Here is a 14,544-nt window from a genome sequence, read left to right as displayed (position 1 = left end):
CAGTTACAGCAGGTTAATTATTCGAAATTTTTAAAATAGAAATGATCATAATTAAAACCCTTGTTTAAAACAAGGTTATTAACAACTCAGGTCTTGAAAAATATTAATTTCACCAATGGTTTGATTAAGCTAGTTCGAGCACGAGCTGAAAAGTAATAATATCACTTCTGTAAAAACGATGTAGTGACCAAGATCAACTCCACTAAGCGGAAGTTTTAAGACTACACATAGTGTTATAAAACTTGATCGTTTTACTTCCACGCCAATTGTAGCAAAAAATTCCATCAATTAACTGATGGATTTAAACTAATTACGATAATTATTTAACTTTTTTGCAGCTACCTGGCTATTTACTTCCTTTCGTTCAATTAATACGCCGTTATTGCACTGTGTGATCATCATAAACGGTAATTTGCAATTACAGCTTAGGCTAACAACTTTTTAAAGCTTAAAGGAATCAGAAGAAATTTATCGCCAATAACAAAAAACCCAGCATAAGCTGGGTTTTTGAATTCTTGATAACGTATAGATTAACGTTTTGAGAACTGTGGACGCTTACGCGCTTTCTTAAGACCCACTTTCTTACGTTCAACTTTACGTGCATCACGAGTAACGAAACCTGCTTTACGAAGTTGTGGACGTAGTGACTCGTCAAACTCCATAAGTGCACGAGTGATACCGTGACGGATAGCACCAGCTTGACCAGTTGTACCACCACCAGAAACGGTGATGAAAAGGTCAAATTTTTCAGTCATATCAACAAGCTCAAGAGCTTGATGAACAACCATGCGTGCTGTTTCGCGACCAAAGTACTCTTCTAAAGAGCGCTTGTTGATTACGATGTTACCAGTGCCTGGGCGTAAGAATACGCGAGCACTTGAACTTTTACGACGACCTGTACCGTAGTATTGATTTGCCATGATAGTGCTCCTTAAATGTCTAGAACCTGAGGCTGTTGTGCAGCATGGTTATGCTCAGTACCTGCGTAAACTTTAAGTTTACGGTACATAGCGCGGCCTAAAGGACCACGTGGCAACATGCCTTTAACTGCTTTTTCGATGATCATTTCAGGCTTTGCAGCTTGAAGTTTATCAAAAGTAGTAGACTTAAGGCCACCTGGAAAACCAGAGTGAGCGTAGTACACTTTATCTTTGAATTTGTTACCTGTTACAGTAACTTTCTCAGCGTTGATAACGATGATGTAATCACCAGTATCTACGTGTGGAGTGTATTCAGCTTTGTGCTTACCGCGTAGGCGATGAGCGATTTCAGTAGCGATGCGACCTAAAGTTTTACCTTCAGCGTCAACTACGTACCAGTCACGTTTTACTGTTTCTGGTTTAGCAACAAACGTTTTCATTTATAAAAATCCAATGTTTTTCAATTAAAACCACAAGTAGTTAATATTAACTACTGCTCTAAGTTTGCTATAACCCCTTCGAGTTTTAGACTTTTGCGCCGCTCATTAGTGGCTAAACTATATGAAGGCATAGAACGCAACGTGGCAGACGCGGGAGTATACCAGCACTTAAACCACATTGCTACCGATCGGTTGTTTTTCCCACAAGAAAATTATCGCTATTTACAAATAAGTGTTGAGAGCGCAAAACGACCGGCATTCTAATTTTTATTAAGCTAAATGTTCTCTTGCTAAATACTCTAACGACTGCATTTCTTGTAAACGGCTTATGCAGCGTTTAAATTCAAAATTTAAGTTACCTTGGGTGTAAAGTTCGGTAATCGGTTTTTCTGCTGAAATAATTAGCGTCACGTGGCGTTCGTAAAATTCATCTACTAGAGCAATAAAGCGCCTTGCTGCATCGTCATTACTTTGGCCAAGCTGTTTTACATTAGAAATAATTACCGTGTTATATAAACGGCTAATTTCCATGTAATCAACTTGGCTACGTGCAGTCTCACACAATTCACTAAATTCGAATAGCACGACACTTTGAGCTACTTTGCGCGTTTTTATTAAGCGCCCTTCTATTTCTATAGGGTGATCGAGTTGACCCGGTTCAGCAGACAACTTATCAAAATATTCAAATAGATTTTTATCAGCTTGTTCATCAAGCGGACTGTGAAAAATCTCAGCTTGTTCTAAGGTTCTCAGTCGATAGTCAATACCCGAATCTACATTCACTATTTCAGTATTGAGTTTTACCAGTTCAATGGCAGGCATAAAACGAGCCCGCTGTAGGCCATTTCTATATAAATCGTCAGGCACAATATTAGAGGTAGCGACTAAAACAATTCCACGAGCAAAAAGCGCTTCCATTAAACCACCCAGTAACATGGCATCCGTTATGTCTTGCACAAAGAATTCATCAAAACAAATGATGTCTGTTTCTGATTTAAATATATCCGCTACTTTTTCCAACGGATTGGTCGTGTTATTTAGTTTTTTTAATTCATCATGCACACGGTGCATGAAACGGTGAAAATGCACGCGCATTTTTCGATCACTTGGTAATGCCTCATAAAAAGTATCAACTAAATACGTTTTTCCACGCCCAACTCCGCCCCAAAAATACAAGCCTTTAATAGGTTCTGGTTCGTTTTTACCAAATAAATTAGCGAAAAAGCCTGTTGATTTTGGTTTTGCTTGCGTGAGGTCATCGTATAGACGTTGCAAGTGGCGCACAGCATTTTCTTGTGCTGCGTCGTGTACAAAGTCATCTCGTTTTAAATCTTGTTGATATGTTTGCCAAGGAGTCATATGTATTTTCAGTCAAAACGCAGTTTAATTTGTAAAGCATATTAACACGCATCATAACTCGGGGTATATTACACTTAATATGATTTATAAATGAATCAGCATTCTTTCGTTATTTTCCCAAAGGGGTAGTTTATGGGCACAGTTATATGGGTAGGTTTAATCGTTATTGTTGCGGTTATAGCATTTTTTATTGGTGCATTTGTTACTAAAAAACAGTTCAAACAAGATGAGTTAAAAGAGCAAGCGGAACAAGCGCAAAGCGAACTTGAGCAATACCGCCAAGACGTAGCTGACCATTTAGCAAGCACCAGCAAGCTTGTAAATAAAATGAAAGATAACTACAACCAGCTCTTGAGTCATGTAGAAGAAACTAATCAATTACTGTTAGAAGATAGAAATAAAGAACCAGCAGCCCCTTACTTTTCAAAAGAAACAACAGAGCAATTACAAGCATCTTTAAAAGAGCGTCGTTCTGATCGCTCTTCAGCAGAGGTGCAACCGGCAGACTTTGTGTCAGGTGAGTCTGGTTTATTTGCTGGTGAAAATAAAGTACAGGACCGCTCTAAAGCATCTTGATGAACTTTTTTTTGACCCCATAGTCTTTAGATATAACAGCTTTGTTGTTTTATCTTACTAACAAACTAAAAAAAGGCTGCTTATGCAGCCTTTTTTAATTTTTGTTTTTCCTAAGTGGAGTAAACCTTGACTATGAAAATGAAATTATCACTTATCAGTGCTGCTATTTTATCTACAAGCTTATTAATGAGCCCGGTAGCGTCTTACGCAAAGTTACCAATAGCAGTTAATGGGCAACAGCTACCGACTCTTGCACCTATGCTTGAACAAATCTCCCCTGGTGTTGTGAGTATTCAGGTTTCGGGCTCTAAAGAGGTTCGCCGCCGCGCCGATCCACTTGAGTTCTTTTTTGGCCAGCAACAACCTCGCAGCCAAAAGCGCCAATTTAGTGGTTTGGGTTCAGGTGTGATTATCGATGCAGATGAAGGTTATGTGGTTACTAATAATCACGTGATCCAAGATGCTGAAAAAATGATCGTTACACTCGAAGATGGACGTGAATTTGAAGCTACTAAAATTGGTACAGATAAAGAGTCTGACATTGCACTACTACAAATAGACGCTGATGACCTGACAGAAATCAAACTTGCTAACTCAGACCAATTACGAGTCGGTGATTTTGCAGTTGCTATAGGCAACCCGTTTGGCTTAAGCCACACCGTCACCTCAGGCATTGTTAGTGCCCTTGGACGCAGTGGTTTAAACATTGAAGGTTACGAAGATTTCATTCAAACAGACGCCGCAATTAACCAAGGTAATTCTGGCGGTGCTTTAGTGAATTTAAATGGAGAACTAATTGGCATTAACACCGCTATTTTAGGTGCATCTGGTGGTAACGTTGGAATTGGTTTTGCTATTCCTTCTAACATGATGAAAAACTTGGTTGATCAGATTATTGAGCATGGTGAAGTACGCCGTGGCTCGCTAGGCATATCGGGTCGTCCACTTGATGCGGGCTTAGCCAAAGCACAACAGCTTGATGTTAAACAAGGTGCTTATGTAATGCAGGTAATGGATGATACTGCTGCAAGTAAAGCAGGCATAAAAGCCGGGGATGTTATTGTAAGCATTAATGGCAGCGATATAAGCGGCTTCCATGAACTGCGCAGTAAAATTGCTACATTAGGTGAAGGCAGAGAAATAAAGCTCAGTATTTACCGAGATGGAAAAATAAAAACGCTCAAAGTCACACTCGACGGTGCATCTGGTGTTAAAGCGGTAGGCGAAGAACTGCACCCCGCATTTCAAGGGGCTGAATTAGAAAATGTTCAGAAAAATAACGCAAAGGGGATTGAAATTACCTCTGTCGATCCTCGCTCTCCTTCTGCACGGGTAGGCCTAGAAGAAGGTGACATGATAGTTCAAGTGAACCGCCAACGTGTTGAGACTATTCGCGATATGAATAAAATCATCGAAAATACTAAAGGTAATATTGTACTAGGCGTTAAACGTGGACGTGAGTCTATATTTATCCTAATTCAGTAATTAATCGCAGTATATGTGTAATAAAAATAACAGCGGCACTTGCCGCTGTTATTTTTTTTGTGCCATCATAAAGGGATTGCTCCTTTAATAATAAGAAACTTGTGCTGAAATTCATTAAATTTGTCCTCCCTCCTCTATTTGCAGGTCTCAGTATTGCTTTTTTGGTGGTTTTTTTCAGCCCAAATATGAGAGCAGCGCTGCTGCCTAATGTTCCTATCCCTAGTGCAATGAGTGCAAGCCACTTAAGCTTTTCTGATGCAGTAAAGCGCGCAGCCCCGTCAGTCGTTACTATTTTTTCTGAAAGTATTTCAAAGGAGCCCCGCTACAAAAGAAAAAACACCGTTCAGGAGTTAGGCTCTGGCGTTATTATGTCGCCAGATGGCTATATACTTACTAATTATCATGTTGTTAATAATGCTGATGTCATTATGGTGATTTTAACTGACGGCCGACGTTTTTTTGATGTGCAGCTTATAGGCTTTGATACAATTACAGATCTAGCACTACTTAAAATAAATGCAGAACACCTTCCTGTTATTCCCGTAAACGATGACTATACGACTAGCGTGGGAGATGTTGTATTAGCGATTGGTAACCCACTCAACTTAGGGCAAACCATTACACAAGGGATTATTAGTGCCACAGGTAAACAAAAAATTACCGATAGCCCGTTTAATAATCTACTGCAAATGGATGCAGCAATTAATGTAGGAAATTCTGGAGGTGCACTCGTTAATTCAAATGGTGATTTAGTGGGTATTACTTCGGCGCAATTTAAAACCCGCGAAAACTTAAACATCCAAGGCATCTTTTTTGCTGTCCCCTACACCCTAGCTAAGGAAGTAATGGCTAAGCTAATTCGCCATGGCCGTGTAGTGCGTGGTTACTTAGGGTTTGAAGGCACAGCTGTAGACAGTACAGGCAAAGAGGTTAATGACAACTTAACCCCTGTGAGCGGTATGCGTATTACAAATTTAGATCCATTAGGGCCTGCGTGGCAAGCTGGCATTGAAGAACAAGATATTGTAATAAAAATTGCAGGGCTTTCAGTGGCTAATCCACAAAAGGTACTCGAAAAAATTGGCAATACTGAACCAGGTAAAGAAATAGAGTTTGAATTGTATAGAGATGGGAAAATCGAAAAAATAATGGTTACTGTGGCTGAGCTTGAAACCAAACTCTAAATAAAGAAAGGTCGGTGTAATCACACCGACCGGCATTTAAACGTGTTAGCTTGCTTTACGCTTTATGTTAGCGCCTAGCGCGCTGAGTTTATCCTCAATACGCTGATACCCTCTATCAACGTGATAAATACGATCAACAACGGTTTCACCTTGCGCTACAATCCCTGTAAGGATTAAGCTTGCTGATGCTCGTAAATCAGTAGCCATAACTTGAGCGCCAGAAAGACTTTTAGTCTCACCACATATTGCTGTGTTGCCTTCTAAACGAATGTTTGCGCCCATGCGCTGTAACTCAGGCACATGCATGAAACGGTTCTCAAAAATAGTTTCTGTAATTGTCGCGCTGCCATTAGCCACTACATTAAGTGCAGTAAACTGAGCTTGCATATCGGTTGGGAACCCTGGATGCGGGGCGGTTTTAACATTCACCGCTTTAAGCTCACGACCACGCATATCCAGATAAATAGAATCGTCTTTCACTTCAAGTAAGGCATTTGTCGCGCGCAGTTTTTCAATAACCGGTTCAAGTGAATGAAAGTCTGTGTTTTTACACAATACTTCACCGCCAGCCATTGCTGCAGCAACTAAGAACGTACCTGTTTCAATACGATCCGGTAAAATTTTATGTTCACAACCGGATAAGCGCTCTACGCCTTCAATTTCAATACGGCTCGTCCCTGCGCCCGTAATTTTAGCACCCATTGCAATCAAGCAATTTGCTAAATCGGTAATTTCAGGTTCACGGGCTGCGTTTTCAAGTACCGTTTTACCATCGGCCAGCGCTGCTGCCATCAACAAGTTCTCGGTTGCGCCTACACTGACCATCTCCATAAAGATCTCAGCGCCTTTAAGGCGACCATCCACTTTTGCATTGATATAGCCATTTTCAACACTAATTTGCGCACCTAAACGTTCCATGCCTTGAATGTGAATATCAACAGGGCGAGCACCAATAGCACAGCCGCCTGGCAATGAAACTTGTGCCTCACCAAATCGAGCAACTAAAGGCCCTAATGCTAATACAGACGCGCGCATTTGCTTTACTAAATCGTATGGGGCCAACGTTTTATCAACAGTTGCACCATCAATGACGAGGGTATCACTCTGCCAATTTACATCTGCACCTAATGTTTTTAGCAAAGCTTCAGTAGTTACAATATCGCGTAAGCGTGGCACATTGGTAAATGTACTTTTACCGTCGGCCAAAAGTGAGGCAAATAAAATAGGCAGTGCTGCGTTTTTAGCACCTGAGATAGTCACCTCACCAGCAAGTGAAGTGCCACCTTGAATAACAAATTGATCCATTAGGGGGCCCTATTTATTGCGGTAAAATAAATTTCTGTTCACGTTTCCACTCAGTCGGTGTAAAAGCACGAATAGAAACTGCATGAATAGTACCGTCTGAAATAGTATTCATTAGTGGACCATATACTAGCTGTTGCTTTTTAACTCGGCTTAAACCGTCGAAGCACTCACCCACGGCAACAACTTCATAATGGCTTCCATTGGCTTTTACATGAACTTCTGCTAATTGAAGTTCTTCGCGTAATAATGTTTCGACTTGGCTAGTTTCCATAACTCTCACTCAAATAGGGTTGTAACTTGACCCAATTGCATTAAATTTTGCAATTGCTCAGGTGGATTTTGCAATTCAAGGCGAATACCTTGCTGCTTTAATTCTGCAAAAGAGTGAATTAACCAAGCTAAGCCGGCTGTGTCAACCCTTGACACCCCACTTAGGTCAAAATAGATGGTTTTATGCTTAGTTTGTAGCTGCTTGTTCAGAAGTTGTTCATCGCCAATTGAATTTCGAGAGAGCTCGCCGCTCGCTCGAAACTGTTGATCATCAATTTGGCTTATCGCCAATTTAGTCATTCGAGCTGCTGCCTCTAAATTGAACTGGAAGCTTACTTTTTTGCTCTAAAAGGTCACTTACCTTATCAATACCTTGCTGACGCAAAATACCTTGTAGCTCACTTTGCTTAGCATCTAACAAGCTTATCCCTTCAGCAATCATGTCGTATGCACGCCATTGCCCACTGCGATCTTCACGAACTTTAAAATCAATGCGGATATCTGGCTTACCATCCTCGATAATTTTTGTTTTTACTACAACCACATCCTGACCTTTAAATGGTTGCGGTGCACCAAATTCAACGTGTTGGTTAGTATATTGGGTAAATACACCTGCATACGTAGCAACTAAATACTCTCTAAACACGCCAATAAAGCGCTGAATATCTTTAATTGCTTGTGCTTTTTCAGCATCATCTGTGATTGCGCGCACTTTAGATACTTCACTTCCTAATACACGCAGTGCTGCGTATTTATAATCAATATAGGGCATCAACTCTTCTTCAACGATAACGCGAAGATACTCTTGATCTTTAACAATCAATGGTTGATCTTTTTTGATTCGGTCAAATGTATGCTCTGATACCTTGCGCACCATTTTATTTGGATCGTCTAACTTTACTTCTGCAGCACTCACCGTTTGCATTAGGCTTAATGCGCTAAGCGTTATAATAGCTAAATACTTTTTCAACATAATAATTACTCACTACCTTGGTTGAATAAAAACTGCCCAATTAATTCTTCTAACACAATGGCAGACTTGGTATCAATAATTGAATCCCCATTCCCTAGCGCCTTACTTTCTACGCCAAATAAGTCATCAATTGCAGTATCTTGTTCATTGTTGGTTACTGTTTCACCTAAACAACGCTGTTCAGCTGAGCTGGAGGCAATAACAGGATTTATACCTAAGTATTGCTCGCCTAAAATACCCGATGTAAGTATGGATATTGAGCTTGTATCTGAAAAACGACATAAGTATTGCGCATCGATAGTCATATCAACCACAGGTAAAAACTCTTTTGGATGAACATAAATTGACTCAACGCGACCAATTACCACACCACCTACTTTGATAGGAGCTCGTGCTTTTAATGAGCCAATGTTTTCAAACTTTGCATTGAGTGAATAGGTTTCGCCTGAGCCACTAATACCTGCATTCGCTACTTTAAGCGCTAGCATAGCAAAAGCTAAAATGCCAAGCGCTACAAAAAAGCCAACTAAAATTTCTAATTTCCGTGAATTCATTATTTATACCCTAATTAGCTGGTAAACATTACCGCTGTCAAAATAAAGTCGAAACCTAAAACGGCCAATGACGAATGTACAACTGTCTCGGTAGTTGCCTTACTGATCCCTTCCGACGTTGGAACACAGTCATAGCCTTTGTAAAGTGCAATCCAAGTAACCACTATTGCAAATACAAAGCTTTTAATTATGCCGTTTAGTACATCTGCCTGAAACGACACTTGCGATTGCATAATTGACCAAAAACTACCGGTATCTACACCTAACCAATCAACCCCGACTAAATGAGCCCCTATAATTGCAACGGCAGAGAATATAATTGCAAGTAAAGGCATACTAATAAAACCAGCCCAAAAGCGAGGTGCAATAATACGTTTAAGTGGATCAATTGCCATCATCTCTAATGATGATAATTGTTCGGTGGCTTTCATGAGGCCTATTTCTGCGGTAAGTGCACTACCTGCACGCCCAGCAAATAATAGCGCGGTAACAACAGGCCCTAGCTCACGCAGTAAACTCAATGCTACAAGTGGCCCTAAGCTATCTTCAGCGCCATACCCTACTAATACGGTGTAGCCTTGCAATGCGAGTACCATACCGATAAACAAGCCTGATACCATAATAATAAGCAGCGACTGCGAACCCACCATATAAAGCTGGCGAATAAGCAGCGGAGTGCCTTTTTTAAAATTAGGAACATGCGCGAGTGCGCTGAACAACATGTAAGCTGAGCGACCAAGGGCAGCAAAGCGACCCAGAGTTTTATGCCCTAACTTTTGAAACAAATCCAACATTAGGCTTTTTCTCCAAGCAACTCATCTGCATAGGCTTGCGCGGGGAAATGAAATGGCACAGGACCATCAGACAAACCTTTTAAAAATTGCTGAACTAGCTCAGATTCATGATTGCGCATTTCATCTGGCGTACCTGAGCCTATTACGCCCTGATCGGCAATAATAATAACGTGATCGGCAATACTCATTACTTCAGTTACATCATGGGTCACAATTAAAGACGATAAACCTAATACTTGATTGAGCGATTTAATTAACTTTACAAGCACGCCCATTGAGATAGGATCTTGGCCAGCAAACGGTTCGTCATACATGATGAGCTCTGGATCGAGCGCTATTGCGCGAGCAAGAGCAGCACGCCTTGCCATTCCACCTGATAACTCTGAGGGCATTAAATCTTTAGCACCTCGTAAACCCACAGCCTGCAACTTCATTAACACCACTAAACGAATAAGATCTTCACTTAATTTTGTGTGCTCACGAATCGGAAAAGCAATATTGTCAAACACAGACATGTCGGTAAACAAGGCACCACTTTGAAATAGCATGCTCATTTTTGTACGCGCTTCATATAATTCTGAACGCGTCATGGAAGGAATACTGCCACCTTCAAATAAAATATCACCCGAATCAGGTTTTAATTGGCCACCAATTAAACGCAACATGGTGGTTTTACCAATACCGCTTGGCCCCATAATCGCAGTGATTTTGCCTTTAGGCACACTAAAGCTCATATTTTTATATATGACCCTATCGCCCCTGGAAAAGCTAACATCCTTGACTTCTACTATTGATTGCGACAAGTCGCTCTCCATAAAAATGTTCACTAGTGCCCCTATTTTAAATCTTTTTGATCCAATATGGAAAAAACAATTCGTAAGATTTTGTAATGTACGTTTAAAACACACATTAAGACTCACTCATCTTCACTTAACCAACACTTAAACTGGGGTCTGTTACCTATTAAGGTTAAATTTTCAGCAACCTATTTATAACTTTGGCAAGTCAGTACCTGGTGATGTAGTTATTCCCCATACATCAGCAAAACTTTAATACTGAAAGCCTAACAGGCTCGACTAATTAATTTAGTAAAATAAATTAGTCTACGTAGTTGACCTTACTCTTTTATTTATACTTTCATCGTGGCATTTGTTACTATTCGCGCCATTCCTATTTTGAATAACTGGCTTAATACAATGGTTACCTCGTTTGTTATTTTGATTCTTGGTTTTGCAGCCCTAGTTTGGAGTGCTGACAGGTTTGTTTATGGTGCGGCCGCACTGGCTAAAAACTTTGGCGTACCAACCTTAATTGTTGGTTTGACTGTTGTTGCCATGGGCTCATCAGCACCTGAAATGATGGTGTCAGCCTCTGCCGCATTGGCTGGAAAAACAGACACAGCGGTAGGTAACGCAATTGGCTCAAATATCACAAATATTTTACTGGTATTAGGTATTACCGCTTTATTTAGGCCTCTTAGCGTTTCTTCAAGTACATTAAAACGTGAAATCCCGTTAGTACTTATCGTATCTCTAGCTACTTGGTATATTTTTTCAGATAACTACTTTTCGCTTGCTGAAGGCGTTGCCTTATTAATTAGTTTTGTCGTCTTTATTGGCGGGCTGATTATTGTTTCGCTACGTGCTAAAAATCAGACAGACCCATTTGTATCAGAAGCATGTGATGAAGTACCCAATGACGTACCAACAAAAAAAGCAGTAATTTGGTTAGTTATTGGTATGGTATTACTCCCTGTCAGTGCACATTTTTTAATAGATTCAGCGGTCGATATTGCAAAATATTTTGGCCTAAGCGATTTAGTCATTGGCTTAACAATTATTGCAATAGGTACTAGCTTGCCAGAGCTTGCAGCTTCAATAGCAGGGGTTCTTAAAAATGAAGATGACTTAGCACTGGGTAATATTGTTGGCTCTAATATTTTTAATATTCTTGCAGTGCTGCCTTTCGCAGGCATTATTAACCCTTCTGTTATAGACCCGTCTGTTGCTAACCGCGACATACTTATTATGATTGGTGCCACGGTTGCGCTTATTATCATGTCATTGAACTTTAGAGGTGCTCAGCGCATCAATAGAGTAGAGGGCGGCTTATTATTAATCGCTTTTTTAGGCTACCAAGGGTATATTTTCAGTCAAGTAGGGTAAGTAATGGCAACGCTAAATTTTATTGAACAAGGCCTACGTGTATTAGACATAGAGCGCCAAGCATTGAGTGATATTGCACAATATGTGGATGAAAATTTTCATCAAGCATGTCAGTTAATATACGACTGCCAAGGCCGAACTATTGTTATAGGCATGGGAAAATCGGGTCATATTGGCAATAAAATAGCGGCTACATTAGCAAGTACTGGCAGCCCTGCATTTTTTGTTCACCCAGGTGAGGCAAGCCATGGCGACTTAGGTATGATCACTAAAAATGATGTGGTTATGCTAATTTCTAATTCTGGTGAAACAAGCGAAGTCCTCAATATAATTCCCGTTTTGAAACGCCTCGGCGCAAAAATGATAGCCATGACAGGCAACGCTAGCTCAACAATGGCAACGCTTGCAAACGTACATATTTGCATAAAAGTACAAAAAGAAGCCTGTTCGTTAGGCTTAGCCCCTACAGCAAGCACAACAGCAACACTTGCAATGGGCGATGCCATGGCAGTTGCACTGTTAGAAGCTCGCGGTTTTACAGCTGATGACTTTGCGCTATCTCACCCCGGCGGCAGTTTAGGTAAACGTTTACTGCTGACCCTAAAAGATGTCATGCATAGCGGTAAAAACACACCTATTATTAACGTTACGCAAACTATAAAAGATGCACTGATAGAAATGTCGGCAAAAGGCTTAGGCATGACAGCCATAGTTGATTCTCAGCAACAACTTGTAGGGCTCTTTACCGATGGTGATTTACGTCGTATTTTAGAACAACGAATTGATATACATACAACACAAATAGATGTTGTAATGACCAAGTCCTGCACAACGGCAACGCAAGATATTTTGGCCGCTGAAGCACTTAATATTATGGAGCAAAAGCGTATTAATGGTTTAATCATCGTTAATGAGCAAAACCACCCTATTGGTGCATTAAATATGCAAGACTTACTAAAAGCAGGAGTATTATAAATGCAATTTGAAGAGCTCTATCAACCATTGAGTGAAGATGCAAAAGCACGTGCAAAAAAAGTAAAACTACTTATTTGTGATATTGATGGTGTGTTTTCTGATGGTCGCATTTATTTGGGTAACCAAGGCGAAGAGCTTAAAGCATTTAATACAAAAGATGGCTTTGGCATTAAAGCGCTAATTAATAGCGGCTTTGAAGTTGCGGTAATTACAGGACGCCACTCAAAAATAGTACAACAGCGTATGACAAGCTTAACAGTACAACATATATACCAAGGCCAAGAAAATAAGCTACTCGCTTACGAAGAACTTAAAACAAAGCTCAATTTAAATGATGAGCAAATTGCCTACATTGGCGATGACGGCCCAGACATGCCAGTGATGGAGTTAGTAGGGTTTGCTGTTGCAGTAAATGACGCACATCCGCTAATAAAACGTTTAGCACATTATACAACACAAATGCCAGGTGGCTTTGGTGCAGTGAGAGAACTTACCGACCTACTAATGCTTGAAAATAACAAACCTTTGACCACAAAAGGGACCAGTTCATGAATGCAGCGCGCATAATATTAAGCGTTTTATTCATCAGCTGTATGGTTTGGCTTTGGTACCCTTATTTTACACAAGTAAATTTACCACAACAAACCGAAGCAGACATAATTGCAAAGCCCGATTACACAGCCATAGAGCTAAAACAAACAGCGTATGACGAAAATGGGAAAATCAGCCATAAAGTAACGGCAGCGCGAATGGAGCTATATCAAGAATTAGGGTTTACCTTTTTTGATAAACCTATTTTTACGCTATACAACAACAAGCAAACATGGCGAATTAACGCTAATGAAGCAACATTGTACGAAGGCAGACAATTAATATTAGAAGGTAACGTTGTTGCTAGTAATTTAACTGATAACGCAATGATAGATAAAATTAATGCTGATAACATTCAGGTAGATATAAAATTACTAACGATGCAGTCAGAGCAGCCTGTCATTGTTACAGGGCCCAATTTAAAAATCACCGGTAAAGGCTTAGAAGCCGATTTAAAAACCGAAGTGATAAAATTAATTAACCATACGCGAACTATTTATTATGACCAATAAACTATCAACACTCTTTATTATTCCAACATTTTTACTTGCATTAGGTACTAATGCCGCTGAACCAACAGCGCCAATTTCTGCAAATCAAATTTCGATTAGTGCGGATAAACAAGAGGGTCAACTAAAAGAAAACGTAGGTATCTTCGAAAAAAATGTTGAAATTATTCATGGCGACAGAAAAATTACCGCAGACCGCCTTGAGGTTCACAAGCGTGATGAGCTAGGCGACAACAAGCAATTGTTAATTGCCACAGGTACGCCTGCATATTTTGAAGAAAAACAAGCCGACGGCACAATAATCAGCGCCAGCGCTAATGAAGTTAGATACGATGTCTCAACGCGTTTTTTAACATTAATTGGAGATGCAGAGATATCTCAAGCTGGGCAAAAAATGAATGCTAAAAGCATTACCTACGATATAGAACAGCAGCTTATTAGCGC

At 40.2% G+C, this 14,544-nt stretch carries 18 protein-coding genes; 8 read left to right on the top strand and 10 right to left on the bottom strand.

From position 1 onward, the window contains the following. Positions 1 to 530 precede the first annotated feature (530 nt). The 3 genes from rpsI to zapE all read right to left on the bottom strand — a co-directional run bounded on the left by rpsI (position 531) and on the right by zapE (position 2,719). Positions 531 to 923: a 30S ribosomal protein S9 gene (gene rpsI, locus BCG07_RS10505; protein ID WP_086007041.1), complete on the bottom strand. Its 393-nt coding sequence runs from the start codon at positions 921 to 923 to the stop codon at positions 531 to 533. An 8-nt stretch (positions 924 to 931) separates the two neighbouring features. Continuing rightward, positions 932 to 1,360 (bottom strand): 50S ribosomal protein L13, encoded by a 429-nt coding sequence (gene rplM, locus BCG07_RS10500; protein ID WP_002957960.1) that lies wholly within the window; start codon positions 1,358 to 1,360, stop codon positions 932 to 934. A 270-nt stretch (positions 1,361 to 1,630) separates the two neighbouring features. Beyond that, a complete protein-coding gene (zapE, locus tag BCG07_RS10495; protein ID WP_006792114.1) occupies positions 1,631 to 2,719 on the bottom strand; it encodes a cell division protein ZapE in 1,089 nt (362 codons plus the stop codon). A 132-nt stretch (positions 2,720 to 2,851) separates the two neighbouring features. Here zapE and BCG07_RS10490 point away from each other — a divergent pair, with 132 nt between their 5' ends. The 3 genes from BCG07_RS10490 (at position 2,852) to BCG07_RS10480 (ending at position 5,964) form a co-directional block, all read left to right on the top strand. Further along, on the top strand, positions 2,852 to 3,295 hold the full coding sequence (locus BCG07_RS10490; protein ID WP_243532661.1) for a Z-ring associated ZapG family protein: 444 nt from the start codon (positions 2,852 to 2,854) through the stop codon (positions 3,293 to 3,295). A 132-nt stretch (positions 3,296 to 3,427) separates the two neighbouring features. Beyond that, entirely contained in the window at positions 3,428 to 4,780 is a 1,353-nt protein-coding gene (locus BCG07_RS10485) for a Do family serine endopeptidase (protein ID WP_008130320.1), read from the top strand. 101 nt (positions 4,781 to 4,881) lie between these two features. Continuing rightward, positions 4,882 to 5,964, top strand: coding sequence for a trypsin-like peptidase domain-containing protein (locus BCG07_RS10480; RefSeq protein ID WP_010555666.1), 1,083 nt, complete (start codon positions 4,882 to 4,884; stop codon positions 5,962 to 5,964). A gap of 45 nt (positions 5,965 to 6,009) precedes the next feature. Here BCG07_RS10480 and murA read toward each other — a convergent pair whose 3' ends face one another. The 7 genes from murA to BCG07_RS10445 are packed head-to-tail and all read right to left on the bottom strand — an operon-like array spanning position 6,010 to position 10,675. Next, a complete protein-coding gene (gene murA, locus BCG07_RS10475) occupies positions 6,010 to 7,269 on the bottom strand; it encodes a UDP-N-acetylglucosamine 1-carboxyvinyltransferase (protein ID WP_008130314.1) in 1,260 nt (419 codons plus the stop codon). Positions 7,270 to 7,282: 13 nt separating this feature from the next. Beyond that, complete coding sequence (locus BCG07_RS10470) at positions 7,283 to 7,540, bottom strand: BolA family protein (protein ID WP_006792109.1); 258 nt, start codon at positions 7,538 to 7,540, stop codon at positions 7,283 to 7,285. Between the two features lie 5 nt (positions 7,541 to 7,545). After that, positions 7,546 to 7,839 (bottom strand): STAS domain-containing protein, encoded by a 294-nt coding sequence (locus BCG07_RS10465; RefSeq protein ID WP_006792108.1) that lies wholly within the window; start codon positions 7,837 to 7,839, stop codon positions 7,546 to 7,548. Then, positions 7,832 to 8,512: an MlaC/ttg2D family ABC transporter substrate-binding protein gene (locus BCG07_RS10460; RefSeq protein ID WP_010555664.1), complete on the bottom strand. Its 681-nt coding sequence runs from the start codon at positions 8,510 to 8,512 to the stop codon at positions 7,832 to 7,834. Before BCG07_RS10460 ends, BCG07_RS10465 begins: the two co-directional genes overlap by 8 nt. A 5-nt stretch (positions 8,513 to 8,517) precedes the next feature. Beyond that, complete coding sequence (gene mlaD / locus BCG07_RS10455) at positions 8,518 to 9,066, bottom strand: outer membrane lipid asymmetry maintenance protein MlaD (protein WP_006792106.1); 549 nt, start codon at positions 9,064 to 9,066, stop codon at positions 8,518 to 8,520. Positions 9,067 to 9,080: 14 nt separating this feature from the next. Further along, the gene (gene mlaE / locus BCG07_RS10450; RefSeq protein ID WP_010555663.1) at positions 9,081 to 9,860 is read right to left on the bottom strand and encodes a lipid asymmetry maintenance ABC transporter permease subunit MlaE; all 780 of its coding nucleotides are present in this window, start codon (positions 9,858 to 9,860) and stop codon (positions 9,081 to 9,083) included. Further along, positions 9,860 to 10,675, bottom strand: a complete 816-nt coding sequence (locus BCG07_RS10445; RefSeq protein WP_074210176.1) for an ATP-binding cassette domain-containing protein — start codon at positions 10,673 to 10,675, stop codon at positions 9,860 to 9,862. The genes mlaE and BCG07_RS10445 overlap by 1 nt, the downstream gene beginning before the upstream one ends. A 381-nt stretch (positions 10,676 to 11,056) precedes the next feature. Here BCG07_RS10445 and BCG07_RS10440 point away from each other — a divergent pair, with 381 nt between their 5' ends. From BCG07_RS10440 to lptA, 5 genes are all read left to right on the top strand, one after another. Further along, positions 11,057 to 12,025, top strand: a complete 969-nt coding sequence (locus BCG07_RS10440) for a calcium/sodium antiporter (protein WP_286890053.1) — start codon at positions 11,057 to 11,059, stop codon at positions 12,023 to 12,025. A gap of 3 nt (positions 12,026 to 12,028) precedes the next feature. Beyond that, a complete protein-coding gene (locus BCG07_RS10435; RefSeq protein WP_006792102.1) occupies positions 12,029 to 13,000 on the top strand; it encodes a KpsF/GutQ family sugar-phosphate isomerase in 972 nt (323 codons plus the stop codon). Next, entirely contained in the window at positions 13,001 to 13,552 is a 552-nt protein-coding gene (gene kdsC / locus BCG07_RS10430) for a 3-deoxy-manno-octulosonate-8-phosphatase KdsC (RefSeq protein WP_008130305.1), read from the top strand. Continuing rightward, positions 13,549 to 14,103, top strand: coding sequence for an LPS export ABC transporter periplasmic protein LptC (gene lptC, locus BCG07_RS10425; RefSeq protein WP_006792100.1), 555 nt, complete (start codon positions 13,549 to 13,551; stop codon positions 14,101 to 14,103). The genes kdsC and lptC overlap by 4 nt, the downstream gene beginning before the upstream one ends. Then, the coding region (gene lptA / locus BCG07_RS10420) for a lipopolysaccharide transport periplasmic protein LptA (RefSeq protein WP_286890043.1) at positions 14,093 to 14,544 on the top strand (452 nt) is incomplete at its 3' end. The genes lptC and lptA, both read left to right, overlap by 11 nt.

The sequence above is a fragment of the Pseudoalteromonas sp. ESRF-bin5 genome (assembly GCF_002632075.1).
Lineage (GTDB): Bacteria > Pseudomonadota > Gammaproteobacteria > Enterobacterales > Alteromonadaceae > Pseudoalteromonas > Pseudoalteromonas marina.
This window is presented reverse-complemented; position numbering and strand designations above follow the sequence as displayed.

Excerpts from the sequence above, each read along its gene's own strand:
- BCG07_RS10470 (WP_006792109.1), bottom strand. The coding sequence starts at position 7,540 with ATGGAAACTAGCCAAGTCGAAACATTATTACGCGAAGAACTTCAATTA.
- mlaE (WP_010555663.1), bottom strand. The coding sequence starts at position 9,860 with ATGTTGGATTTGTTTCAAAAGTTAGGGCATAAAACTCTGGGTCGCTTT.
- lptC (WP_006792100.1), top strand. The coding sequence starts at position 13,549 with ATGAATGCAGCGCGCATAATATTAAGCGTTTTATTCATCAGCTGTATG.
- murA (WP_008130314.1), bottom strand. The coding sequence starts at position 7,269 with ATGGATCAATTTGTTATTCAAGGTGGCACTTCACTTGCTGGTGAGGTG.
- BCG07_RS10460 (WP_010555664.1), bottom strand. The coding sequence starts at position 8,512 with ATGTTGAAAAAGTATTTAGCTATTATAACGCTTAGCGCATTAAGCCTA.
- BCG07_RS10485 (WP_008130320.1), top strand. The coding sequence starts at position 3,428 with ATGAAAATGAAATTATCACTTATCAGTGCTGCTATTTTATCTACAAGC.
- zapE (WP_006792114.1), bottom strand. The coding sequence starts at position 2,719 with ATGACTCCTTGGCAAACATATCAACAAGATTTAAAACGAGATGACTTT.
- BCG07_RS10490 (WP_243532661.1), top strand. The coding sequence starts at position 2,852 with ATGGGCACAGTTATATGGGTAGGTTTAATCGTTATTGTTGCGGTTATA.
- rplM (WP_002957960.1), bottom strand. The coding sequence starts at position 1,360 with ATGAAAACGTTTGTTGCTAAACCAGAAACAGTAAAACGTGACTGGTAC.
- BCG07_RS10440 (WP_286890053.1), top strand. The coding sequence starts at position 11,057 with ATGGTTACCTCGTTTGTTATTTTGATTCTTGGTTTTGCAGCCCTAGTT.
- mlaD (WP_006792106.1), bottom strand. The coding sequence starts at position 9,066 with ATGAATTCACGGAAATTAGAAATTTTAGTTGGCTTTTTTGTAGCGCTT.
- BCG07_RS10465 (WP_006792108.1), bottom strand. The coding sequence starts at position 7,839 with ATGACTAAATTGGCGATAAGCCAAATTGATGATCAACAGTTTCGAGCG.
- BCG07_RS10445 (WP_074210176.1), bottom strand. The coding sequence starts at position 10,675 with ATGGAGAGCGACTTGTCGCAATCAATAGTAGAAGTCAAGGATGTTAGC.
- kdsC (WP_008130305.1), top strand. The coding sequence starts at position 13,001 with ATGCAATTTGAAGAGCTCTATCAACCATTGAGTGAAGATGCAAAAGCA.
- BCG07_RS10435 (WP_006792102.1), top strand. The coding sequence starts at position 12,029 with ATGGCAACGCTAAATTTTATTGAACAAGGCCTACGTGTATTAGACATA.